This window comes from Pseudomonas sp. GV085 (genome assembly GCF_003050925.1).
Taxonomy (GTDB): Bacteria; Pseudomonadota; Gammaproteobacteria; order Pseudomonadales; family Pseudomonadaceae; genus Aquipseudomonas.
In genome coordinates, this window is sequence record NZ_QAOV01000004.1 from 127,810 (window position 1) to 150,990 (window position 23,181).

A 23,181-nucleotide genomic window follows, 5' to 3' on the forward strand; every position below is an offset into this window, starting at 1 on the left:
CCGAAAATAATTAATTACCACCGCACAACGTAATGGTTCCGTTAACGCCGCGCGACATCAGTCGGCAAGCAACCTGTTTTGCTGCCGGGTTGCAGGTACGGCATGAGAATCGGTGCCATGCCTTTGAGCACCTGCACCGGCAACGCCGAGGTGAACTTGTAGGCTTCGGCTGTTTGCCCGGGCACGAATGCGGTCAAGGTGCCGAAGTGTGAATCGCCAATGTAGAAGACAAACGTCGCCGTCCGGTTGATGGATTTGGAGCTCAGAATCCTCCCGCCTGAACCAATCGCTTCAATGCGGTTGTCCCCTGTACCCGTTTTGCCGCCCATGGCCAACGGTTTGCCATCCGGGGTTACAAAACTGCCGGACACCCGTTTCGCCGTACCGGCATCCACCACTTGCGACAAGGCTTCGCGCATGGCCGTGGCGACTTCGGACGGCATGACTCGTTTGCCGACGTCCGGATCATTGATCAATTTGGTTTCATACGGTGTGTTGGCCGCGAAGTGCAGGCTGTCGATACGCAGGGTCGGCATGCGCACACCGTCGTTGAGGATGGTGCCGATCAGTTCCGCCAATGCAGCCGGACGGTCGCCGGAACTGCCGATGGCGGTGGCCAGTGAGGGCACCAGGTGATCGAACGGATAGCCGACTTTCTGCCAGCGCTGGTGAATGTCGAGGAATGCCTCGATCTCCAGCATGGTGCGGATGCGACTGTCGCGGGCACCCTTGTGTCTGCTTTTGAACAGCCAGCTGTAGACTTCCTGGCGTTCGAACTGGCTGGCTTTGACAATGTCGCCCCACTTGGCGTCGGGGTGATTGAGCAGGTAGCCCATCAGCCACAGGTCCAGCGGGTGAACCTTGGCGATGAAGCCCTGGTCCGGCAAGTCGTAGGAGCCGGGAGCGTAGGCCTCGTAGAGCCGCACGAGACGCTCGTCAGTGAGCTTTTCAGTGAGCTTGGCACCGGTGAGGTGCGAGCGCACGAAGGCGTTGAAGCTTGCCTGACTGGCCTGTGGCAGCAGGTAGCGGTGCACGGCGGCCAGGCGGATCGGGGTCGGGCGCATGCTGTCGAGGAAGGTCTCGAGCCGGTCCTGGGTGTCTTTGTTCTTGTACTTCTTCCAGAACTTGAGCAGGAAGGAAGTGCCCTCGCGGTCGGCGAATTCAGCCAGGTATTCCTGGCGCCGCGGGTCGCGGTCGTCCTTGAGCATTACGGCACTGCTGTTCGGGCCGGAGTAGGTGGTGTAGCGCACCAGGTCACGCATCAGGCGAATGAACGGCAGGTTGATCGACTCGCGCAGGGCGTCGCGCAGGGTCGGTATGCGGTCGTTGTCTTCCTTGCGGAAGTTGTTGAACACGTGCAGGCCGCCACCGGTGAAGAACGCCTCGCCGGGGCTGGCGGAGTATTTGCGGTCCAGGGCTGCGCCGAGCATTTTTTTCAGGTCGCGGTCCTTGTTCTCGATCAGGTAATCGACCGCCCAGCGGCTCAGGCGGTCTTGCTCCGGCACGTCGACTTTCTTCAGTTCCGGGACGGCCATGCCGGCGTATTTGTCGTGCAGCTCGGAGATGATTTGCAGGTAGGTGGTCAGCACGCGCATTTTTGCGGTGGAGCCCAGCTCCAGTTTGCTGCCTTCGTTGATGTCGAATGGCTGGTCGGTGCTGTCGGTCTGCACCCGTACCCGCGAGCCGTCCGGGGTCAGTTCGAACAGGGTGAAGCTGTAACGAACCTGGGTGGTGCTGGTGGGGGTCAGAAGGCGCTCGCCGATCAGGCCGATTTGCGTGGCAAAAGCGGGGTCGGCCAGTTTTTTCAGGTACTCGGTGGCCTCGGCTTGCAACTCGCCTTGCAGGGTGCTGGTGGCGGACAGGTCGAGGCGGTCGAGGTCATACAGCGGGCGATTGAGCATGCCGGCCAGGCGGCTGCGCGCGACACTGATGCCCTTGTTGGCTTCGATCGGTTGAATGGTCGGCTGGGTGGCCCAGTCGCGGTAGGTCAATTTGCTGGCCAGGGCGGCGGCGGCGAACTGAGCGTCGATCACATTGTTTTGCGCCAGCAGGCGAATATGGCTGTCGGTGAGGTCGGCGAGTTCATCGTGACCCTTGGTCAGGTAATGCGACGGGCGGCGCTGGGCAATCATCAGCGACAGCATTTCACGCAGGGCCAGGCCTTTTTCCGCCATGGTTTTTGGGTCCGTTGCTGTGCTGGTCAGGACTTCGTTGGCCTTGTTGAAGTCGGAGCCATACCACACACGCAAGCCCTCAGCCATGCCATGCACTTCGCCGTGGCCCGGTACGGCCGACAGCGGCACGCTGTTGAGGTAGTCGCGAACCACGTTCTGCCTGGCTTCGAGGGTTTGTGGCCCGGCCTGATAGGCGCGTACGGTGGCGGAGATCATCTGGCGAATTTTTTCCGCGCCATTGACCGTCAAGCCATCGGGGGAGTGCCGGTACTTTTCCAGTTGCGTGGCCAGGGTGCTGCCGCCGGCGGATTGGCCGGGTACGTGAAACAGCTTGGCCACCTGTGACCACGCCGCCATGCCGAACCGCGGCCAGTCCACCGCCGGGTTGGCCAGCGGTTGCCTGGGGTCCAGCAGAAAGCGGTTCTCGATGAACAGCAGGCTATTGACCACTACCGGCGGGATCGCGGCAAAGGTTGAATAAAGCTGCTGCGGATAGTTGTACTGGTACAGCGGCGCTGCGCGGCAATCGGTGATCGACAGCCCGGCCTGGATTTTCTCGGCATAAGGCACGAACAGGCCTTTGTCGCTGTACTTCAACAGCGCCGGAGAAAAGCGGGTTTGCGCCTCAACGACGAAATTGCGCTTGATCAGGCGCGGCAGGAATTCATCCAGCGAGCTGTAGCCCAGACGCCGATCGAACGGACCGTCGCCCGGATAGCGAATCGCATCGCTAGGGCCGGGCTTGAGCTCAAAGCTCAGGGACGCTGCGTATTTGCTGACTTCCCGGGCCTGGAATTTCGAGGTACGCATTTCCCTCGCAGCCGCCAGCCCCACGACAATCGCGATGATCAGCAGCAATAGCCAGAACGCTCCCCATCCGTGTTTGGAACGGCGGGGTTTTTCAGGTGGCGGCGCTTCATCCTCACGTTCAGTCGGAACCACGGTTTTACTCGAATCGGTTTGCCACAAAGCGCCCATAGTCGACTGATCCATTTACGCAGATTGATCGGACTTGACTCAAGCTTAGACGGTGGTTGGCGAGGGTGAAAAAAAATCTGAAGGGTAAAATGTCGGGCAATGGCCTAATGCCAGTCAGCTAAGGGGGCGACCAGCGCTGATTAGCCTGTGGCGAGGGAGCTTGCTCCCGCTGGGCTGCGTAACGGCCCCAATACCGGTAATTGCGCTTCGTCTGATAAATGGGATCAGCCGGATTGCGCCTGCTACACAGGCGAGCGGGAGCAAGCACCCTCGCCACAAAAGCAGTCGGCTGGAATGCTTGTTTTAGACATGTCGAAGGGGGAAATACGGCTTTGGCAGGGGCATGACGATGCACCATTGTTGTGCAATACTCCGCGCCGTTTAAATGGCGAAAATTCCTACAATATCCAGGTGATGCCTCTCCAAAAGTCGCGTTATTGCCGGGGTTTATGGCTGAATTTAGTGGTTTATATAGTGAATATCTCTGTCGTCAGCTTTTTATACTGCCCGACCCGCTGATCTTGCAGGTTTTGTCCTACAGGATGGTTCTGCTTACAAGGCAGGCCCGGTTACTCGAAGCAACTGGCTTATCGGTCGGGGGCTTCAACGCTCGGTGGTCATATCCAACAACAAGATGAGGTGCCCCTTATGCCCGTAGGCAATCACCAGCCTAACGGCGAGACCGCTCAGGGCGGTCCGCTTAAACGTGAACTCGGCGAGCGGCATATTCGCCTGATGGCACTCGGTGCCTGTATCGGCGTCGGTCTGTTCCTCGGTTCAGCCAAGGCCATCCAAATGGCCGGCCCCGCGATCATGCTGTCCTACATCATCGGCGGTCTGGCGATCCTGGTGATCATGCGTGCCCTCGGCGAAATGGCCGTGCACAACCCGGTCGCCGGCTCGTTCAGCCGTTACGCCCAGGACTACCTCGGCCCGCTGGCGGGCTTCCTGACCGGCTGGAACTACTGGTTCCTGTGGCTGGTGACCTGCGTCGCGGAAATCACTGCCGTGGCGGTGTACATGGGCATCTGGTTCCCCGACGTGCCGCGCTGGATCTGGGCGCTTGCGGCGTTGATCAGCATGGGCTCGATCAACCTGATCGCAGTCAAGGCCTTCGGTGAGTTCGAGTTCTGGTTTGCCCTGATCAAGATCGTCACTATCGTTGCGATGGTGTTCGGAGGCATCGGCATCATCGCCTTCGGTTTCGGCAACGATGGCGTGGCCCTGGGCATCTCCAATCTGTGGAGCCACGGCGGTTTCATGCCCAACGGTGTAACTGGCGTGCTGATGTCGCTGCAGATGGTGATGTTCGCCTACCTGGGTGTGGAGATGATCGGCCTGACCGCCGGTGAAGCGAAGAACCCGCAGAAAACCATCCCCAATGCGATCGGCTCGGTGTTCTGGCGGATTCTGCTGTTCTATGTCGGTGCGTTGTTCGTGATCCTGTCGATCTACCCGTGGAACGAAATCGGTACCCAGGGCAGTCCGTTCGTAATGACCTTCGAGCGTCTGGGCATCAAGACCGCCGCCGGCATCATCAATTTCGTGGTGATCACCGCGGCACTGTCGTCCTGCAACGGCGGCATCTTCAGCACCGGGCGCATGCTCTACAGCCTGGCGCAGAACGGCCAGGCCCCGGCGGGTTTCGCCAAGACCTCGAACAACGGCGTACCGCGGCGTGCGCTGCTGCTGTCGATCTTCGCCTTGCTGCTGGGCGTGCTGCTGAACTACCTGGTACCGGAGAAGGTCTTTGTCTGGGTGACGTCCATCGCCACCTTCGGCGCGATCTGGACCTGGGTGATGATCCTGTTGGCCCAGCTCAAATTCCGCAAAGGCCTGAGCGCCAACGAAGCGGCCGGCCTGAAATACCGTATGTGGCTGTACCCCGTCAGCTCTTATCTGGCGCTGGCGTTCCTGGTGCTGGTGGTCGGCCTGATGGCGTACTTCCCGGACACCCGCGTGGCGTTGTATGTGGGACCTGCGTTCCTGGTGCTGCTGACGGTGCTGTTCTATATGTTCAAGCTGCAACCGACGAATGTTTCGCAAGGTGCGGTGCGTTCGGCTTCGTAAGTTGTATCGCTGAAACTTGTAGGAGCGAGCTTGCTCGCGATGATCGTCAACGATAACGCGTGTTTACAGGATAAACGCAGCGCTCTTGAGTCCATCGCGAGCAAGCTCGCTCCTACAATATTGCGGTCGATCCTTGGGCTGCCTGAGCGGTATGGTTCAAACGCTTGTTGAACTCAAGCCAGGTCGCCAGTAACGCCATCAATCCGGCGCCCACCAGCGCCGTGAAAATCTGCATGGCAAACGCATCGTCGGTCAACGCATTGACCATGTCCGCCAGGGGCGCCAGCAGCACGCCCAGGCAGAAAATCTCCAGCGAGAAACGGCCCATGCGGCAACTTTGCTGCGCGAGCCAGTTTTGCGTCCATCCGCTGTCGGGAATCAACTTCGCCGTGACGTAGGCCAATGCGAGGAAATGCAGCAGGCGCACGGGGGACAGGTCGGTCTTGCTGATCGGGTACAGCAGGTTTTTCAGGCTCGCCGGCACCACGGCGTCGTGTAGATCTGGCCAACGCCACAGGACCGTCAACACACCCGCGGCCACCACATACAGCGCTGCACTGACAAACAGCGGCTGGCATAGCAACGGGCGAGTGTCGGGCAGGCGCGGGCGCTGGCTGTGAATCGCAGCGGCACCGCCGAGTACGAACAGCAACTGCCAGGCAACCGGGTTGAAATACCACACGCCGTCCTTGATGGCCGCCAGGTTCCAGCCCGCCAGTGGCACCATCAGATACAGCGCCAATGACATCGCGACCACCACCCAGGCCTTGCGCACCAGTACGGGCAGCACCAGGGGCAAACCCGCCAACAGCACGATGTACAGGGGCAACGGGTCCATCAGGTTCGGCTTGAAGCGCAACAGCAGTTCATCGATCAGGGCCTGCTGCGGGTTGCTGATGAAGTGATGCATGCCCATTTCCTCCACCAGGTCCCGTGTTTCCACATGGCTGTTGGCGAAAAACACAATGCCCATCAGCATCGCCAGCAGGAAGATATGCACCACGTAGAGCACCCACACCCGACGCAGGATTTTCACGCAGGTGATCAGAACGCCTTCGCGCGCCAGGACTTTGCCGTACGCCAGCACGGCCGCGAAACCTGCCAGAAACACGAAAACCTCGGCCGCATCGCTGAAACCGAAGTTACGCAGGGTGATTTGCCCCAACGGGTTGTGGGGCACGTGATCCCAAAAGATGAAGATCAGTGCCAGACCACGAAAAAAGTCGATCCGGTGATCGCGCGCTAACGTCATGACAGCAGGCTCGTAACAGCAGGTAAAAATGGGATCGGCGCGTGGGCGCAAAAGGCCCCGCGCCCAAGCGGCGGCGCGCAGGGTGGACTGATTCACGAGCAATTGCAAAACCGGGATATTACCGGATGTCTCGGGCATTGCCCCGAGGCTCAACCGCTGGTCTGAAAGGTCCGTTAACCTGCGCTTTCTGACAGTAGACAGGCTCCAATATTAATGAGCGCAACGCTCTTAAAATGGGAGCCTCACATGAGACTGTTGTGGAAGGGGCTGTCCAGTTACACGGTGATCGGGGTCGCCAACACCCTGATTCACTGGCAGGTATTTTTCCTGTTGAGCGTGGCAGCCGGCCTCAGTCAGGCGCTCAGCAACCTGGCAGCCTTCTGCGTGGCTGCCTCGTTTTCCTTCTACATGAACGCGCAATTTACCTTCGCCGCCAGTGCCACGGTCGCAGGTTATCTGCTATTTCTTTTGGGCATGGGGGCGTTGAGTCTGGGTGTCGGCCATCTGGGCGACGTCTGGCGATTGCACGGTTTGCTCACCGTGACCCTGTTTTCGGCGTTGAGCCTGGTGTTCGGCTTCCTGTATTCCAAATACGTGGTGTTTCGCGAGCGTGATCGATGAAAATCTCGCTCATTGTCCCGGTGTTCAATGAAGAGCAGGCGATCAACCTGTTTTATCAGGCGGTGAGACGCGAGTTGCACCTGCGCGATGCCGAGGTCGAAATCGTGTTCATCAACGATGGCAGCTGCGACCGCACGGCCGAACAGGCTACGGCACTGGCCCAGGCGGATGATCAGGTCATGCTGATCAATTTTTCGCGCAACTTCGGTAAGGAACCGGCACTGTTTGCCGGTCTGGAACATGCCGGCGGCGATGCCGTGATTCCCATGGATGTCGACCTGCAGGACCCGATCAGTGTCATCCCGTTGTTGGTCGAACAATGGCAAAAGGGCGCCGATGTGGTACTCGCCAAGCGCCGTAATCGCGACGTCGACGGCTACCTCAGGCGCCACAGCGCGTCGATTTTCTACCATGTGCTCAATCGCATCGCCTACACCCGAATCGAGGAAAATGTCGGGGACTTCCGGCTGATGGATCGCAAGGTGGTCGACGTGATCCGTTCCTTGCCCGAGCACCAGTTGTTCATGAAAGGCGTGTTGTCGTGGGCCGGGTTCAACACGGCGGTGGTGGAGTATGAGCGGGCCGGGCGGGTGGCGGGGAGCAGCAAGTTCAATGGCTGGAAGCTGTGGAACCTGGCGCTGGAAGGCGTGACCTCGTTCAGCACCGTGCCGCTGCGCTTGTGGACTTACGTCGGTGGCGGCATTTCCATTTTCGCGGTGCTTTACGCGGTGTACATGGTGCTGGACAAGATTCTCTTCGGCAACAGCGTCCCCGGTTATCCGTCGCTGATGACGGCGATCCTGTTTCTCGGCGGCGTGCAACTGATCGGCATCGGCATCCTCGGCGAATACATCGGTCGCATCTATATCGAGGCCAAGCACCGGCCGCGCTACGTGATCAAGGACATCGTCGGCGGTAAAGACAGGGGCGGGCGTTAGCATGGGGCGGTTCAACGACTTCCTCGTTCGCGAGCTCAGCCGGCATCAGGTCTGGCGGTTTTTTCTGTTCGCAACCTTCTTATATGTCCTGCCGTTGATCCTCGCGGACTTCCCCTACATCGATGACAACTGGCGCTCGCTGGCGGCGGGCATGGCCTGGGCTGAACAGGGGCGACTGTTCGCCCAGTTGTTCTACAACGCCCTGACTTTCAGCCATGCCGCGCCGAACATCTTTCCCTTGCCCTTGCTGATCGCCACGCTGGCCATGGCGTCGGCGCTGACCAGCCTGACGTTCCATTACTTCCGCCAACCCACCGTCGCTTGTTGCCTGGTGCTGTTGCCGCTCTGGTACAACCCGTTCTTCCTGCAGAACCTGTCTTATCAATACGACGGTCCCACCACGTCCCTGAGCCTGGTGGCGGTGATCTACGCGATCACCTTTCGTCACCCTTTGCGCAGCGTGCAATGGCTGGTGCAGTCGTTCCTGATAGCACTGGCGCTGGGGTTGTACCAGGTCAGCCTGAATGTGTTCCTGGGCCTGTGTTGCCTGGAGTTGCTCAGGGCCGCCAACGATAAAACCGCCCCGGTGCCATGGGGCGAACTGCTGGGCTGGAAAGCCGCCCAGCTCATCCTCGGCGGGTTGATCTACAGCGTCAGTGCTGGTCCGTTCATGGACTCCAATCGCACAGCGTTGCTCGATTGGACGGCGCATCCTCTATTGCAGATCCAGATCAACATTGCCCGGGTCCTGGAAAAAGTCGTGCTGCTGTTCAATGGTGGATGGCTCTGGGTATTCGGTGGGTTGTTGCTGTTGGCGATGGCAGGGGCGGTGCGGCTGGGACTGAACGTAGCGGCGCGTCAGGACGGCGGACCGAAGAAGCTGTTGATCGGCGTGATGTGTTTGCTGACATTGCCGGTGGTGACGCTGCTGGTGTCCGGTGTCACGTTGTTTTTCCGTGACTTCAACGAAGGCGCCCGCACCTTGATGGGCTTCGCCGTGCTGTTGGTGTTGCTGTGCTATTTGAGCCATCTGGCGTTGGCGTCGATCCATGAACGATTGCCACTGTTGCTGATCATTGCGCTGCTGGCGATGTTGTCGCTGTCGTTTGCCTTTGGCCGGGTGCTGACCGTGCAGAAAACCTTCGCGTCCACGGCGCTGGCCAGCCTTGATTACGACATCGCCAGCCGTCAGGCACTGCGCGAGGCCAAGCGGATCTATATGTCGGTGACTTATTCCGACTACTGGTTGACGGCGGCGGCAGGCTCATTCAAGCAGATGCCGGTGCTGCACTACCTGCTCAATACCGACTTTTACATGCTGGCCGAGAATCTGCCGAAAGCGGGTATCACCAACGTGGTGGCGGAGCGGGAGCGGCGCAACGCGACGCGGGTTGGCTATCAGGGCTATGTGCCGCTGGTGGATAGCCAGTTCTACCGGATTTACCTGATCGGTGATTACGGTTTTATCGTGATGAAGGAGCCGGCCCCGAGCAAAACGCTGCGTTGGTGACGTGCGATTTCGACCGGGGCGGCGAGGTCATGCAGCTTCTATTTCATGAGGCTCGAAACTGTCGGCCCGAGCCATCTGCCACATCCGCGAGTAGAACTCGCCGTTCACTTCGCCGGTCAGCAACTCGCCCGGCTTGAGGAACACGTGCAACTGCGAGAACAGCTTGATCTCGGTCGCCGACATGCGTCGCACCAGGTGCTTGGCGGACAACTGCGACGGGTGTTCGAGGCCGGCGGCGGCGAGCATTTCCGCCAGGGCCTTGAGGGTGTTGCGGTGGAAGTTGTAAACCCGCTGGGCCTTGTCCGGCACCACCAGCGCGCGCTGGCGCAAGGTGTCCTGGGTGGCGACGCCGGTCGGGCATTTATTGGTGTGGCAGCTCTGCGACTGGATGCAACCGATGGCGAACATGAAGCCGCGCGCCGAGTTGGCCCAGTCGGCACCGATAGCCAGCACACTGGCGATGTCGAAGGCGCTGACGATCTTGCCGCTGGCGCCGAGTTTGATCTTGTCCCGCAGGTTCAGGCCCACCAGGGTGTTGTGCACAAACAGCAGGCCTTCGCGCATCGGCACGCCGATGTGATCGGTGAACTCCACGGGCGCGGCGCCGGTGCCGCCTTCCTTGCCATCGACCACGATGAAGTCCGGGAGGATGCCAGTCTCCAGCATGGCTTTGGCGATGCCCATGAACTCCCATGGATGGCCGAGGCAGAACTTGAAGCCCACCGGTTTGCCACCAGACAGTTCACGCAGCTGTGCGATGAAATGCATCATTTCGATGGGGGTGGAAAACGCGCTGTGGCGTGACGGTGACACGCAGTCTTCTCCCATCAGGATGCCGCGGGTTTCGGCGATTTCTCTGGTGACCTTGTGCTTGGGCAGGATGCCGCCATGGCCGGGCTTGGCGCCCTGGCTCATCTTGATTTCGATCATCCGCACCTGCGGCGTCCGGGCTTGCGCCGCGAAGCGTTCGGGGTCAAAGCGACCGTCGCTGGTGCGACAGCCAAAGTAACCGCTACCCAGTTCCCAGGTCAGGTCACCACCGTTTTCCCGGTGATAGGGGCTGATGCTGCCTTCGCCGGTGTCATGGGCGAAGTTGCCGAGCTTGGCGCCCTGGTTCAACGCGCGGATGGCGTTGGCGCTGAGGGAGCCGAAACTCATGGCCGAGATATTGAACACCGACGCCGAATACGGCTGGGTGCACTGCGGGCCGCCGACGGTGACGCGGAAACTGCTCGGGTCGCTCAAGGGCGCGGGGCGCATGGAGTGGCCGATGAATTCGAAACCCGACTGGTACACGTCAATCAGCGTACCGAAGGGTTTGTCGGCGGTTTCGTTCTTGGCCCGGGAGTAGACCAGCGAGCGCTGGGCCCGGGAGAAGGGCAGGGCGTCGCTGTCGGATTCGAGCAGGTACTGGCGGATTTCCGGGCGGATGCCTTCGACCAGATAGCGGATATTGCCGAGGATCGGGTAATTGCGGCGCACCGCGTGGGGACTTTGCAGCAGATCGAACAGGCCGATCAGGCTGAGGACAGCGGTGACGGCGGTTATCGGCCAGAGCCAGTCGTATTCAAGAAACGGCAGGCTGGCGAGGGTGAAGATCACGCAGACGGCAAAGAAGGCGTAGCGGCTCAGGAGTGACAGGCTCATACGGTTTCCTTGGGTTCGGACTCAATATTTTGGCTAAAACACAAAACACTGTAGGAGCGAGCCTGCTCGCGATGGACGTTAACGATGACGCGTTGATCCTGGATAAACGCGGTGCCTTTGAATCCATCGCGAGCAAGCTCGCTCCTACAGAAAAGCCGTCAGGCATTTTGTGCCTGCAGAAAAATCGAAAACAGCTCGGACTGGGACTTGATCCCCAGCTTGCTGTACATGTGTTTCTTGTGGACTTTCACGATTTCGACCGAGATTTCCAGCTTACGGGCGATTTCTTTACTGGAGCAACCGCTGAGCATCAAACGCCCGACATCCAGTTCCCGGGCCGTCAACTGCGCGCCTTTGAGTTGCTGCACCGAGGCCTCCAGCTGTACGCGCCAATCGGCTTGCGGTGGTGCGGGGGCCAGGGCCACGACTTCGTTGATTTCATAGGGTAGACGCTGGCGCAGCAGGCCGAGCACCCACGGCTGGATCAACGACAACAAGGCGATCTGCTGGCCGCTGAAGCGCTGCGTGCTACCCAGCGACAGGCACAGCGTGCGCTCGCCCTCGAGCTGACAATTGAACTGGATTTCATCGGCCACCACATTCAGACGAAAGTAGCGCTGGTAATACTCGGTCAGCTCGAAGTGCTCCGGAGCCACTTCCGACAGGCGATACAGCCCGGTGCGCGATTGCTCGCGGCAGGCGATGTAGAACGGGTCGAGCAGGTACAGCCCGCGCAGGTAATCCTGGAACAACTGGTCGGGGCTGCCATCCTCGCCGGGGCACTCGGCGAACACCTGCGGGCGCTGGTCGGCGCTGAAAAGCAGGGCCACCCAGCTGTCGAAGGACACGTACTGGTCCAGCAACCGGACGAGCTGGGTCCAGAAATTGGGCTTGTCCAGAGCGTCGATCAGTTGCCCCACCGAGCGGTGCCAGGCGATGTCGTCCAACGAGAGTGCCATGCATCTACCCCTATCGTGTTACCCCTGCGGCGTAATTCCCCGCCCGGTTGCTTGCTGCGCATACTGGCGCACAGACACCGACCGGGCAATCTTTCTGCCGCCCGGCCCATGACAAGGAATACCCATGAAGGTCGAACTCGCCCAATTGGCAGGCCGTGACAACGACACGGCCTACAACCTCGAACGCACCCTGGCGGCGATGGCTGCGTGCGCTGCCGATACGCAACTGATCCTGTTCCCTGAAGGCCACTTGATGGGCTTCCCTTCGGCGCAGTCCGTAGCCGAGGTGGCCGAGGCGCTGGACGGACCGTCCGTCAGTGCGGTGATCGCCGCCGCCCGCCAGCGCAATATCGCCGTGGCCATCGGCATGGCCGAGAACGACAACGGCCGTTTCTACAACACCACGCTGTTGATCACTCCTGAAGGCATCGCGCTGAAATACCGCAAGACGCACTTGTGGGCTTCGGATCGCGGGGTCTACGAGGCGGGCGATCGCTACGCCACCTGCCTGTTCAACGGCGTGCGCGTGGGCCTGCTGATTTGCTACGACATCGAATTCCCCGAAAGCGCCCGCGCCCTGGCGCAACTGGGGGCCGAACTGTTGATCGTCACCAACGGCAACATGGACCCGTACGGCCCGACCCACCGCACCGCGATCATGGCCCGCGCCCAGGAAAACCAGGCGTTTGCGCTGATGGTCAACCGGGTGCAAGAGGGTGACGGTGGCTTGTTGTTTGCCGGTGGCAGCGCATTGGTCGATCCGTTGGGCACATTGTTGTTCGAAGCCGGGCGCGAGGAAGGGCAGTTTGCGGTTGAACTGGACCTGAACCAGTTGACGGCGGCGCGCCAGGATTATCGGTATCTGGATGATCAGCGGCTGAAGTTGCCGGGGGAGAGGGTTGAGCATGCGTCCGGGTTACGGGAGCTGCTGATTCCCAAGGGCTGAAGATCAAAAGATCGCAGCCTGCGGCAGCTCCTACATTGATCGCGGTCCCCCTGTAGGAGCTGCCGCAGGCTGCGATCTTTTTACGATTTATCTGACTCAACGTCGAAGAACAACAACACAACACCCGTAATTTGCGCCGAACTCGGCTCTGCCATAAATCCAATAAAATTCGGAGTAGTCGCTCATGGCTCGTTTGCAACGCACCCTGTCACTGGGGTCGGTGGTGCTGTTTGGCATCGCCTACATGACGCCGATCATTGTACTCGGCACCTTTGGCATCCTCGCCCAATCCACCGTCGGCATGGTGCCGGCCGCGTACCTCGCGGCGCTGGTGGCGATGTTCTTCACCGCCATGAGCTACGGGCGCATGGCCTCGGCGTTCCCGGTGGCCGGCTCGGCCTACAGCTATGTGCGCAAGGCCATCAGCCCGAAACTCGGGTTCATTGCCGGTTGGGCGGTGCTGCTCGATTACCTGTTCCTGCCAATGGCGATCTGGCTGATCGGCGCGGCCTACCTCAACTCCGCATTCCCGGCCGTGCCGCAGTGGATCTGGGTGCTGGCGTTCATCGGCATCACCAGCGCGATCAATATCGTCGGCCTGAAACTGGCCAACGGCATCAATGCCTTGCTGATGCTGGTGCAGTTCCTGGTGCTGATCGCCTTCGTCGCGTTGTGCGTGCATTACGTCGGCGGTGATGCGAGCACGCCGTTGTGGTCGATCAAACCGTTTTTCAACGGCGACATGCAGATGCCGCTGATCATGAGCGGCGCGGCCATCGCCTGTTACTCGTTCCTCGGTTTCGACGCGGTCAGCACCCTGACCGAAGAAACCCGCGATCCACGCCGTACCATTCCCCGGGCGATCATGCTGATCACCCTGATCGGCGGGCTGACTTTCGTCGGCGTGTCGTACTTCGTGCAGATCGCCCATCCGTCGTTCCAGTTCGACAGCGTCGACTCGGCGGCCTACGAAATTGCCCGCAACATCGGTGGCGACCTGTTCGTCTCGATCTTCCTGATCGGCCTGATCGTCGGCCAGTTCGCCTCGGGGCTGTCGGCCCAGGCCAGCGGTTCACGGCTGCTGTATGCCATGGGGCGCGACGGCGTGTTGCCGAAAGCGTTTTTCGGCACCTTGCACGAACGCTTCGGCACGCCGATCAACAGCATTCTGCTGTGCGCGGTGGTGGCGTTGCTGGCACTGAAACTGGACGTTACCACCTCGACCTCGTTCATCAATTTCGGCGCGTTCCTGGCGTTCAGCCTGGTCAACCTGTCGGTGATCTTCCATTACTGGATCGGTGGCGAGAAAAAAGGCCTGCGCGAATTCGTGCTGTTCCTGCTGTTCCCGTTCATCGGCCTGGCGGCGGACTTGTGGCTGATGGTCAGCCTCGATCACCTGGCGGTTTACCTGGGGTTGAGCTGGCTGGCGATTGGCGTGGTGTACCTGGCGGTGTTGACCGGCGGTTTCCGTCGGCAGCCGCCGGAGATGGATTTCCAGGAAGCGCTCTGAGGCGTCGTCAGGCGGCCGGCCGGGATTGGCGTAGCGGCAGTTGTACGCGAAATGTAGTACCGGCCCCCGCTTATGCGTTCTCCGTTACGGTGATCAGCGGTATCTGCAAGGTAAACAGCGCGCCCAGGCCCGGACCGTCGCTGTGGGCGGTGAGGTGGCCGTTCATCTCGATGGCCGCCAGCGCGCAGCTGTGCAGGCCGAAACCATGACCTTCCTTGCGGGTGGTGAAACCGTGGGCAAAAATCCGCGTCATGTTTTCCGCAGCGATACCTTCGCCGTCATCCTTGACGCTGATTTCCAGGAAAGTGTCGTCGATGATTCGCACACCGAGGGTCATTTCCCTGGGCCGGTTGTTGAGGTCGGACATTGCGTATTTGGCATTGCTGATCAGGTTGATCAGGATCAGCAGCAAGCGGTGTTTGTCAACCATCACCTGAGGCACCTCGCTGTATTCCCTGATCACTGTGACGTGGTGCCGGGTCAGCGCGCCGGCATTCATGTGCAGGGCGTCCTCGAGCAGTTCGCTGATGTACAGCGGTTCGGTGATGCTGTGGGCCCCGGTATAGGATTGTTGGGTGGCAACGATGTCCTTGATGTGGTCGACGCTCTTGCTCATCTGCCCCAGTTCGTCGGCCACTTCCTGCTGTTCGTGAGCGATGGCGTCGACCAGTTTATTGAGATAACCGGGCAGCAGCTTGCCCTTGTCGTCCTGAGTCAGGAAATGCCCAAGGTCTTGCGGGTGTTCGTTAATCAGTTGCATTGCCTTGCCCAGGCCCTGGGTCTTGCTGCTGCGAAGCTTTCGCGCAATCAGGTCGGAAGAAATATTCACGCTATTGAGCACGTTGCCGACGTTGTGCAGCACATTGGTCGCGATTTCGGCCATGCCGGCCTGGCGTGCGGCGTCGAGCAGTGCGCTCTGGGCATTCCTGAGCTCGCGGGTACGCTCCTCGACCCGTTGTTCGAGCACGTCATTGGCGGTCTGCAAGGCCGTATTGACCCGATTGATCTCGGCGAAGCTGCGGATCAGGCGGATGGTCAGCCAGATCAATACCAGCACCAGCAAGACGGAAAGCAGCAATAGGTAGAAATGGTACTTCTTGTCGGTCTTCTCGGCTTGTTGCTGATCACGGTCGAGCATGCTGGTGATGTTGTCCAGACGATCGGCCACAGGGACCGCTTCGATCTCTTCGAGCAAGCTGTTGACGATCGGCTGCTCACGCAAAATCAAGGCAACGTGGTTGCTCAGGATCCTGATCGGGGCATGAAACTTCATGGGCAGGCGTTGCATGTTCACCGCCAGTTTGCTCAGCCCCACCTGGATGTCGGCGGCTTTGTCGGCGGAGGTGACCTGGGCGAACTCCAGGGCACTGAGCAACAGGTCATAGGTGTCGGTGGCGATGCTCTGCACTTGCAGCTTGTCGAGGTCAGGCAGGTTGGACAGTTGCGCCTGGATGTCGTCCTCGGCGGTGGGCAGGAAGGCCAGGGAGTTGCGCAACAAGGCGTTGTGCGACTTGAACCGCTCCACCAGACGGGTCTTTTCCTGCATCGCCTGCAGAAAACCTTCGTGGGCATCGTCCCATTGCCGTGAGTTGTTGCGGCCATGACCGGACTCCATGGTGTCGAAGCGTTCCCATAGCCGGTTCATCTCGTTCATGGGTGAAACCAGAGGGTCGTAGTTATGCGAAATCGCCACCCTGGATTTGAGGATCTCGGTTTCCCACCGTGAGTCCTGCTGTTTGATCTGGCGTACCAGATCCCGGGACTCGGTGTATGCCACGGTCCGTGCCGAGCTGGATTTGAGGTAGAGAAAGACCAGTGCGGAAGCCAGGGTCACGGCGATGATCCCGAGAAACAGCAGGCTGGCGCGACGAGAAATTTTTCTCATGGCTGCCCCTCCCTTTTTCCGCTCAGGGTCTTGAGGAACTTGATGATCAACGCTTTGTCTTCCACGCTCGGCATGCGCCCCAACTGATACTGGAACATGACGTCCACGGCTTTTTCGAGGGTGGGCGCCGAGCCGTCGTGAAAGTAGGGGGCGGTCAGCGCGACATTGCGCAGGCTCGGGACCTTGAACACCGAGCGGTCCGCTTCGTCACCAGTGATGTTGAACCGTCCCTGGTCGGTCACGGTCGGGTTGCCGCGATCGGCGATGTAATCACCGAACACCCCGAACTTCTGGAACATGTTGCCACCGATGTTCACGCCCTGATGACACGCAATGCAGCCGTAGTCCTTGAAACGCTGATAGCCGTATTTCTCCTCGAGGGTCAGGATGTCCGTATTGCCCAGCAGGTATTGATCGAAACGGGATCCGGGCGTGAGCAAGGTGCGCTCGTAGGCGGCCAGGGCGCTCTGTATGTTGGCCTTGGTCACTGCATTCGGGTACGCCGCGCTGAAGCCTGCGCGGTAGTCTGCATCCTCATTGATCCGCTGGACGATGGTGTTCCAGTCGCTGCCCATTTCGTGGGGACTGGTAATGACGACGTTGCTCTGCGCCTCGAGTGTTTCGACGCGACCGTCCCAGAACTGGCGAAAGTTGAGGCTGGCGTTGAACACCGTCGGCGTGTTGATCGATACCGGTCGTCCATCGAAGCCGAGGGAAAACGCGCGGGTGTCGGCCCCGCTCTTGTCCAGTTGATGACAACTGGCGCAGGACAGGGTGTTGTTGACCGACAGGCGCGGATCACTGAAGAGCCTGCGACCGAGTTCGACCTGATTGGGGTTCTGTTTCGGTATCTCGGGCAACGGTTTGAGCGGTTCGTCCAGCGGCGCGGCACTGGCGACTGCACAGAACCCGTAAAGCAGGAGCGCAAACGCTCGATGCGCAAGGGGCACTGGCGATTGCCTGGCGAACTCGACGCCGGGCTGCAGTTTCCGGCTGTTCATGAGTCGTCTCGTTGTTCTGCCCACCCGAAGGCCAGCAGCTGCGCAAAAGCGTCTGCCGGCAAGGCCTTGCTAAAGTAGTGACCTTGGCCTTCCTCACATTGATGGGCCTTGAGAAACGCCAGTTGTTCCTCGGTCTCGATGCCTTCGGCGACGACATTCAGTTCCAGGCTCCGGCCCAGGCTGATGATCGCGCCGACCAGGGCGGCGTCGTTGCTGTCATTGCTCAGGCCACGAATGAACGACTGATCGATTTTCAGCACATCGATGGGGAACCGGCGCAGATAGCTCAAGCTGGAATAGCCGGTGCCGAAGTCATCGATGGCCAGCCACACTCCCAGCGTCTTGAGCCGGTGCAACGCGGTCATGGTCGCCTCGACGTTCTGCATCAGTACACCTTCGGTGATCTCCAGTTCCAGCAGGTAGGGGGGCATTCCCGTCTGTTGGAGTATCTGTTCGATGCCTTCGACGAAATCACGTTGACGAAAGTCGATGGCCGATGTGTTGACCGACATGCGGATCTCCGGCAATCCGGCTGCTTGCCAGCGTCGAGTCTGGCGACAGGCTTCGGCCAATACCCACTTGCTCAGTGGCACGATCAGGCCGCTGTCTTCGGCCACGGGGATGAATTCGGAAGGATAGATCCAGCCATTCCCGGGTTTTTGCCAGCGCACCAGCGCCTCGGCACCGACCACCCGTCCGCTGTGCAGTTCGATTTTCGGTTGGTAGTGCAGGACGAATTCGTGCTTTTGCAGGGCCTGACGAATGCCCGATTCGATGCTCTGCTGCTCCCGGGCACGCTGGTTCATGGCTTCGATGAAGAAACCGATGTCGTTCGGGCCGCTTTCCTTGATGTTACGCATGGCGGATTCGGCTTTTTTGATCAGGTCAATGGCCTCTAACCCGTCATCGGGATAAATGCTGATGCCCAGGCTGGCGGTGATGCTGATCTCCTTGCCGGCGATCGACTGTGGGCTGCGCACGGCACTCAGCAGTTTTTCGGCGATGCCACGGGTCTGCTGGGGGTGGTTGATGTCGCTGAGGATCACCACGAATTCGTCGGCGCCATAGCGAAAGACCGAGTCGGTCTCTCGCACGTACTTGAGCAGTTGTTGCCCGACCCGTTTGAGCATTTCGTCCCCGGCCGGGTGGCCCAGAGCGTTGTTGATGCGCTTGAACCGGTCCAGCCCGAGAAACATCACCACCAGATGCTTGTCATGGCGTCGGCAAGTGGCCAGCGACTGGCTCAGTCGATCACCCAGCAATGTGCTGTTGGGCAGCCCTGTGAGGGCGTCGTACTGTAGCAGGTGCGACACCTTGAGCAGTTCGTGGACCCGTGCCTCGATAGTCTGCTCAAGGCTCAACAACTTCAGCGCCGCGTCCTGTGCCAGCTGCCATTTCCAGGTCAGGGCATTGGCCATCTGGCGGATTTCCAGGGTGTCGAAAGGCTTTTTCAGAATCAGTAACTGGTCACCGAACTCCAGTCGTTCGGCCATGGCCTCCCAGCTGTAGTCGGTATAGGCGGTGCACAAGGCAATTTGCAGGTTCGGGTCGGCATTCCACAGGTGTTCAATGGTTTCCAGGCCGTCCCAGCCGGGCGGCATACGCATGTCGATAAATGCCAGGGCATAGGGGCGGCTATCGGCCAGTGCACGTTCGACCAGCTCCAGGGCTTCCTTGCCCTGGTAGGCAGAGTCGAGCTGGAAGGTGAGACGTGGTGATTGCCGAGTCCCGAACAGTGAGTGTTCGAGACTGTCCAGATCCACCTCGTCGCCGGTGCCCGGGGTGAGGATCTTGCGAAAATCGGCATGGATCGCCGGTGCATCGTCAATGATGAGAATACGTCGGTTGGTCTGGGGGAAAAGTGTTTTCATCCCTCATCCTCCCTGGAGGACGGGGGACCTATGCTCCCGTCCTTGAGCAGTCGGGTCGCTTGTTCAGGATTCACGGCCTCGCTGAAGTAGAGGCCTTGCGCGCTTGATAGCGGGGCGGCTGACTCTGGCGTGCGGGGCCGATCCGATGGCTGGACGCCTTCGGTAATGATGCCGATACCCAGGTCCCGGGCGAAGTTGACGATTGCCCGCAGGCCGTTGGCGCCAGCCGCATCCTGGGTCGCGCCGTCGATAAAGGATTGGTTGAGCTTCAGGTGATTGACCCGGTAGGTTTTCAGGTAATCGAATGATGAATATTCGGTGCCGAAATCATCGATGGCGATTTTTACCCCCAGCTCACGCAGGCGTGGCAGTACATCGTTTTGGGTCCACTTGGTTTGTGCCAGAGTCGCTTCGGTCACGTCAAAACGCAGGTCCCAGGGGGCGAGCTCCCATCGTGCAGTGGTGCGCAGCACGTCGTAAATGAGTTCCGGACCACTCTTTAGCTGCGCCAGGGACAGTTTGATCGCCATCACTGGGGGTGCCATTCCCTCGTTACGCCACAGGCTCATCTGCCGGCAGGCCTGATCCAGCACCCAGCGTCCGAGAGGGATGATGGCACCGGTCTTTTCCGCCGCGGGCACGAAAGCCGAGGCCGGCAGCTCGCCGCGCCGGGGATGGCACCAGCGCACTTGCGCTTCCATGCCCAGGATCCTGCCGCTGTGCATATCCACTTCCGGAACGTAATGCAGCGCCAGTTCATCGCTTTCGATGGCCGTCATCAAGTCCTTGGCGATGGCCATGCGTTCGGCCACCTCCTGAGTGATCTCCTGCGAGTGGAAGTGATATTGGTTGCGGCCCATTTCCTTGGAACGGTACAGCGCCATGTCCGCCTGGCTCAGCAGGCTGTCGGCGTCGAGGCAGGCGACGCTGTAGGTACTGATGCCGATGCTGACTGAAAGGTGCAGGGCATTGCCGGCGAGGTTGTACGGCGTCAGCAGCGCATCACGGATATTGGCCGCCATGGCGGCGGACTGGGTCGGATCGCTGACGTCCAGTTGCAGGATCGCGAACTCGTCTCCGCCCAGGCGTGCCACCACATCGTTTTCCCGCACGCCGTATTTGATGCGCCGGGCCACTTCCTGTAACAGCAGATCACCCACCGGGTGGCCGAAGGTGTCGTTGATCCGTTTGAAGTGATCCAGGTCCAGATAAAAAACCGCGAATGCCTCTGCGCCTCGACGTGCGGCAGCAAAGGCCTGATGCAGGCGTTCGATCAGGGTGGCGCGGTTGGCCAGGCCGGTGAGCCCGTCCGTGCGGGCAAGCAAGGCCATTTTTTCTTCGGCCAACCGGCGTTCGGTAATGTCGAGAATGATCCCCTCGACTTCCAGCAGGCGACCGTCAAGGTCGCGTACGGGAATGTAGCGGTTCTCCACCCAGCGCCATGCACCCTGGCCGGTGCGCAGGCGAAATTCAATCGAGGCGCCCAACGCATGGCGGTCCAGCACCCGGGCCATGGCCGCATCGACACTGGCCTGATCTTCCGGGTGGATCAACTGCTGGGCCCAGTTGGCCGAGCTCACCAGATCGGCGGCGAGGTGACCGTAGCGGGTGATGTTATGGGAAATGTACATCAGCGGAAACGACGGCTCGCCACGTAACCGGTAAAGGATGGTCGGGCTGTTCTGCACGATGATATTGGCATCGGACAGTTCCCGGGTGCGTTCCTGGACCGCTTGTTCCAGCAGGTTCATCTTGAGCGCGGCGTCTTCGGTCATCTGCCATTTGACCGTGAGGGCGCTGGCCATCTGGCGTATTTCAATCGCGTCGAAGGGTTTCTTCAGAATCAGCAGGCGGTCGTTCAGCGCCAGTCGTTGGTCGATGTCCTCCCAGGAGTAGTCGGAGTAGGCGGTGCACAGCGCCACCTGCAGTTTGGGATCGACCTGCCACAACCGTTCGATGGTCTCCAGGCCATCCCAGCCTGGCGGCATTCGCATGTCGATGAAAGCCATGGCGTAGGGGCGATCGTTCGCGAGGGCGGCTTCGAGTTTGTCCAGGGCTTCGCGACCCTGGAACGCCGAGTCCAGCTCAAAGTGTTGAGTCGGCGTGGTGGACTGAGTGCCGAACAGGAGGTTTTCGGTTTGGCCCAGACTGTCATCCTCGACAGTGGTGGGGCTGAGTATTTTGGCGAAATCGGCATGAATCGACGCGGTGTCGTCGACGATGAGTATGCGGCGATTGATTTGCGGTAGCCGGAAAATCATTGATCGGCACCCACCGGGGTGCGCACGTTCAACTTCGGGAGCATCCTTTTCCCCTCCACAGACCTGCTTGCGGGCCGGTTGTATCATCCAGTGTGTGAGCATAGTTGTCAGTTCGTCACTTCGCCTGTCGGGTTCAAGGCGATGATTTGCGCCCGTGGCGGAAGATTCATCCAGCCTGTCATTCAGGCATGGGCAAGAAAGGACGTAGGCCCGCGCCCGCTATCGTGGCTATCCGAAGCAGAGCGAATCGCTACTGATGACCCTGGCCCTGATGAAGGCCCCGATGAAGGATGCGGCGCGGTTGATCCTGCACCACCAGGAACGCTGCGACGGCAGCGGTTTCCCCGACCGGCCCCGCAGCTGCTTCAGGCCAAGGCATGACGGCGGACGGTCGGACATGGGATCCTTGTGATTTCCATCAGGGTCCATGGCTGACACATGACATCTGCATCCGCTGTTTCACCGCGTATTATCCATATCGCCGCCGCCCTGCTGATCGGCCCTGATGGCCGCACACTGTTGGTACGCAAGCGCGGCACCACCGCGTTCATGCAGCCGGGTGGCAAGATCGAGCCCCATGAATTGCCGGTTCACGCCCTGGCTCGTGAGCTGGAAGAAGAGCTGGGTCTGGACATCGACCCGGCGCAGGCCGTTTACCTCGGTCACTTCTCGGCACCGGCCGCCAACGAGCCGGGTTTTGTCGTCCACGCCGAGCTATTTCAGCTGAATATTGATTCAAACGTAACCCCGGAGGCGGAGATCGAAGAAGTGATCTGGATCGACCCGGCCACCGATGGCGGTATCAGCCTGGCGCCATTGACACGGGACCTGATCCTGCCGTTTTATCGGGCATCGCTGACCGCGATCGCCTGATCATTACGCAAAGGACCTCGTCCATGATCCTGCCTTCAGGACCTGCTGATTTTTGCCGCTGCCGCGTTGCATCCTGGTTCGTCAACAACCCGACCTGGCTGGCGATGCAGCGCTATTTCATGGGCTTCGTGTTGTCCGGGCTGGCACTGCGGCTGATGCTTGAGCAAAAACGGATGGCTTGAACATGTGGATCGAACGACTGGATGCCAGCCACTCCCTGGACTATCGGGCATTGATGCTCGAAGCCTACGACCTGCATCCGCAGGCCTTCACTTCGAGCGTGCGCGAACGGGCGGCGATGCCGCTGGACTGGTGGGAGTTGCGCCTGACGGGCAAGCTGGACCTGGTGCTCGGGGCGTTCGAAGAAGGCAAATTGGCGGGCATCGTCGGCCTCGCTCTCGAGGCTCGGGAAAAGGCCCGGCACAAGGTGACGCTGTTTGGCATGTATGTTTCACCGACAGTCCGCCAGCGTGGGCTCGGCTATCAGCTGGTTCAGGCGGCCTTGGCCGAGGCGCAGAGCCATGCGGGTTTGCGCCTGATCCAGTTGACCGTCACAGCTGGCAACGATGCCGCGTTCAACCTCTACCAGCGCTGCGGTTTCATCCAGTTCGGCCTGGAACCGATGGCTGTGCGGGTAGGGGAGGATTATTTCGACAAGATCCACATGTGGCGCGAACTCTGAAGC

General features: G+C 60.1%; 16 protein-coding genes and 2 pseudogenes. 10 read left to right on the forward strand and 8 right to left on the reverse strand.

The features are described from left to right. Positions 1 to 41: 41 nt before the first annotated feature. Positions 42 to 3,152, reverse strand: coding sequence for a transglycosylase domain-containing protein (locus C8K63_RS10115; protein WP_108216577.1), 3,111 nt, complete (start codon positions 3,150 to 3,152; stop codon positions 42 to 44). Between the two features lie 648 nt (positions 3,153 to 3,800). Between C8K63_RS10115 and C8K63_RS10120 the strand changes: the two genes are divergently transcribed. Further along, positions 3,801 to 5,222 carry an amino acid permease gene (locus C8K63_RS10120; protein ID WP_108216578.1) on the forward strand — a complete coding sequence of 474 codons (1,422 nt, stop codon included), beginning with the start codon at positions 3,801 to 3,803 and terminating at the stop codon, positions 5,220 to 5,222. Positions 5,223 to 5,334: 112 nt separating this feature from the next. Here the strand turns inward: C8K63_RS10120 and C8K63_RS10125 are convergent, their stop codons facing one another. Further along, positions 5,335 to 6,474: an OpgC family protein gene (locus C8K63_RS10125; protein ID WP_108216869.1), complete on the reverse strand. Its 1,140-nt coding sequence runs from the start codon at positions 6,472 to 6,474 to the stop codon at positions 5,335 to 5,337. A 246-nt stretch (positions 6,475 to 6,720) separates the two neighbouring features. On the opposite strand from C8K63_RS10125, the gene C8K63_RS10130 reads away from it, so the two are divergent. The 3 genes from C8K63_RS10130 to C8K63_RS10140 are packed head-to-tail and all read left to right on the forward strand — an operon-like array spanning position 6,721 to position 9,543. Continuing rightward, positions 6,721 to 7,095, forward strand: coding sequence for a GtrA family protein (locus C8K63_RS10130; protein ID WP_108216579.1), 375 nt, complete (start codon positions 6,721 to 6,723; stop codon positions 7,093 to 7,095). Then, on the forward strand, positions 7,092 to 8,033 hold the full coding sequence (locus C8K63_RS10135; protein ID WP_108216580.1) for a glycosyltransferase family 2 protein: 942 nt from the start codon (positions 7,092 to 7,094) through the stop codon (positions 8,031 to 8,033). Before C8K63_RS10130 ends, C8K63_RS10135 begins: the two co-directional genes overlap by 4 nt. Position 8,034: 1 nt before the next feature. After that, the gene (locus C8K63_RS10140) at positions 8,035 to 9,543 is read left to right on the forward strand and encodes a glucosyltransferase domain-containing protein (RefSeq protein ID WP_108216581.1); all 1,509 of its coding nucleotides are present in this window, start codon (positions 8,035 to 8,037) and stop codon (positions 9,541 to 9,543) included. A 27-nt stretch (positions 9,544 to 9,570) separates the two neighbouring features. Here C8K63_RS10140 and C8K63_RS10145 read toward each other — a convergent pair whose 3' ends face one another. Beyond that, positions 9,571 to 11,190 carry an FMN-binding glutamate synthase family protein gene (locus tag C8K63_RS10145; protein WP_108216582.1) on the reverse strand — a complete coding sequence of 540 codons (1,620 nt, stop codon included), beginning with the start codon at positions 11,188 to 11,190 and terminating at the stop codon, positions 9,571 to 9,573. A gap of 158 nt (positions 11,191 to 11,348) precedes the next feature. Next, positions 11,349 to 12,149 carry a LuxR C-terminal-related transcriptional regulator gene (locus C8K63_RS10150; RefSeq protein ID WP_108216583.1) on the reverse strand — a complete coding sequence of 267 codons (801 nt, stop codon included), beginning with the start codon at positions 12,147 to 12,149 and terminating at the stop codon, positions 11,349 to 11,351. A gap of 124 nt (positions 12,150 to 12,273) precedes the next feature. Here C8K63_RS10150 and C8K63_RS10155 point away from each other — a divergent pair, with 124 nt between their 5' ends. Beyond that, complete coding sequence (locus tag C8K63_RS10155; RefSeq protein ID WP_108216584.1) at positions 12,274 to 13,095, forward strand: carbon-nitrogen hydrolase family protein; 822 nt, start codon at positions 12,274 to 12,276, stop codon at positions 13,093 to 13,095. A 184-nt stretch (positions 13,096 to 13,279) separates the two neighbouring features. Then, on the forward strand, positions 13,280 to 14,605 hold the full coding sequence (locus C8K63_RS10160) for an APC family permease (RefSeq protein ID WP_108216585.1): 1,326 nt from the start codon (positions 13,280 to 13,282) through the stop codon (positions 14,603 to 14,605). A gap of 70 nt (positions 14,606 to 14,675) precedes the next feature. On the opposite strand, the gene C8K63_RS10165 is transcribed toward C8K63_RS10160, so the two are convergent. The 4 genes from C8K63_RS10165 to C8K63_RS10180 are packed head-to-tail and all read right to left on the reverse strand — an operon-like array spanning position 14,676 to position 21,623. Continuing rightward, complete coding sequence (locus C8K63_RS10165; RefSeq protein ID WP_108216586.1) at positions 14,676 to 16,490, reverse strand: DAHL domain-containing protein; 1,815 nt, start codon at positions 16,488 to 16,490, stop codon at positions 14,676 to 14,678. Continuing rightward, the gene (locus tag C8K63_RS10170; protein WP_256594925.1) at positions 16,487 to 17,491 is read right to left on the reverse strand and encodes a cytochrome-c peroxidase; all 1,005 of its coding nucleotides are present in this window, start codon (positions 17,489 to 17,491) and stop codon (positions 16,487 to 16,489) included. Before C8K63_RS10170 ends, C8K63_RS10165 begins: the two co-directional genes overlap by 4 nt. Continuing rightward, positions 17,488 to 19,362: a bifunctional diguanylate cyclase/phosphodiesterase gene (locus C8K63_RS10175; RefSeq protein ID WP_108216587.1), complete on the reverse strand. Its 1,875-nt coding sequence runs from the start codon at positions 19,360 to 19,362 to the stop codon at positions 17,488 to 17,490. Before C8K63_RS10175 ends, C8K63_RS10170 begins: the two co-directional genes overlap by 4 nt. Then, positions 19,359 to 21,623, reverse strand: a complete 2,265-nt coding sequence (locus C8K63_RS10180) for an EAL domain-containing protein (protein ID WP_108216588.1) — start codon at positions 21,621 to 21,623, stop codon at positions 19,359 to 19,361. The genes C8K63_RS10175 and C8K63_RS10180 overlap by 4 nt, the downstream gene beginning before the upstream one ends. Before the next feature lie 211 nt (positions 21,624 to 21,834). Here C8K63_RS10180 and C8K63_RS10185 point away from each other — a divergent pair. The 4 genes and pseudogenes from C8K63_RS10185 to C8K63_RS10200 form a co-directional block, all read left to right on the forward strand. After that, positions 21,835 to 21,975 (forward strand): annotated as a pseudogene (locus C8K63_RS10185) (HD domain-containing phosphohydrolase); the annotation flags it as partial. Between the two features lie 86 nt (positions 21,976 to 22,061). Further along, positions 22,062 to 22,496, forward strand: coding sequence for an NUDIX domain-containing protein (locus C8K63_RS10190; RefSeq protein ID WP_108216589.1), 435 nt, complete (start codon positions 22,062 to 22,064; stop codon positions 22,494 to 22,496). Between the two features lie 65 nt (positions 22,497 to 22,561). Next, positions 22,562 to 22,678 (forward strand): annotated as a pseudogene (locus C8K63_RS10195) (LysE family translocator); the annotation flags it as partial. A 2-nt stretch (positions 22,679 to 22,680) separates the two neighbouring features. Continuing rightward, positions 22,681 to 23,178 (forward strand): GNAT family N-acetyltransferase, encoded by a 498-nt coding sequence (locus C8K63_RS10200; protein WP_108216590.1) that lies wholly within the window; start codon positions 22,681 to 22,683, stop codon positions 23,176 to 23,178. Positions 23,179 to 23,181 lie beyond the last annotated feature (3 nt).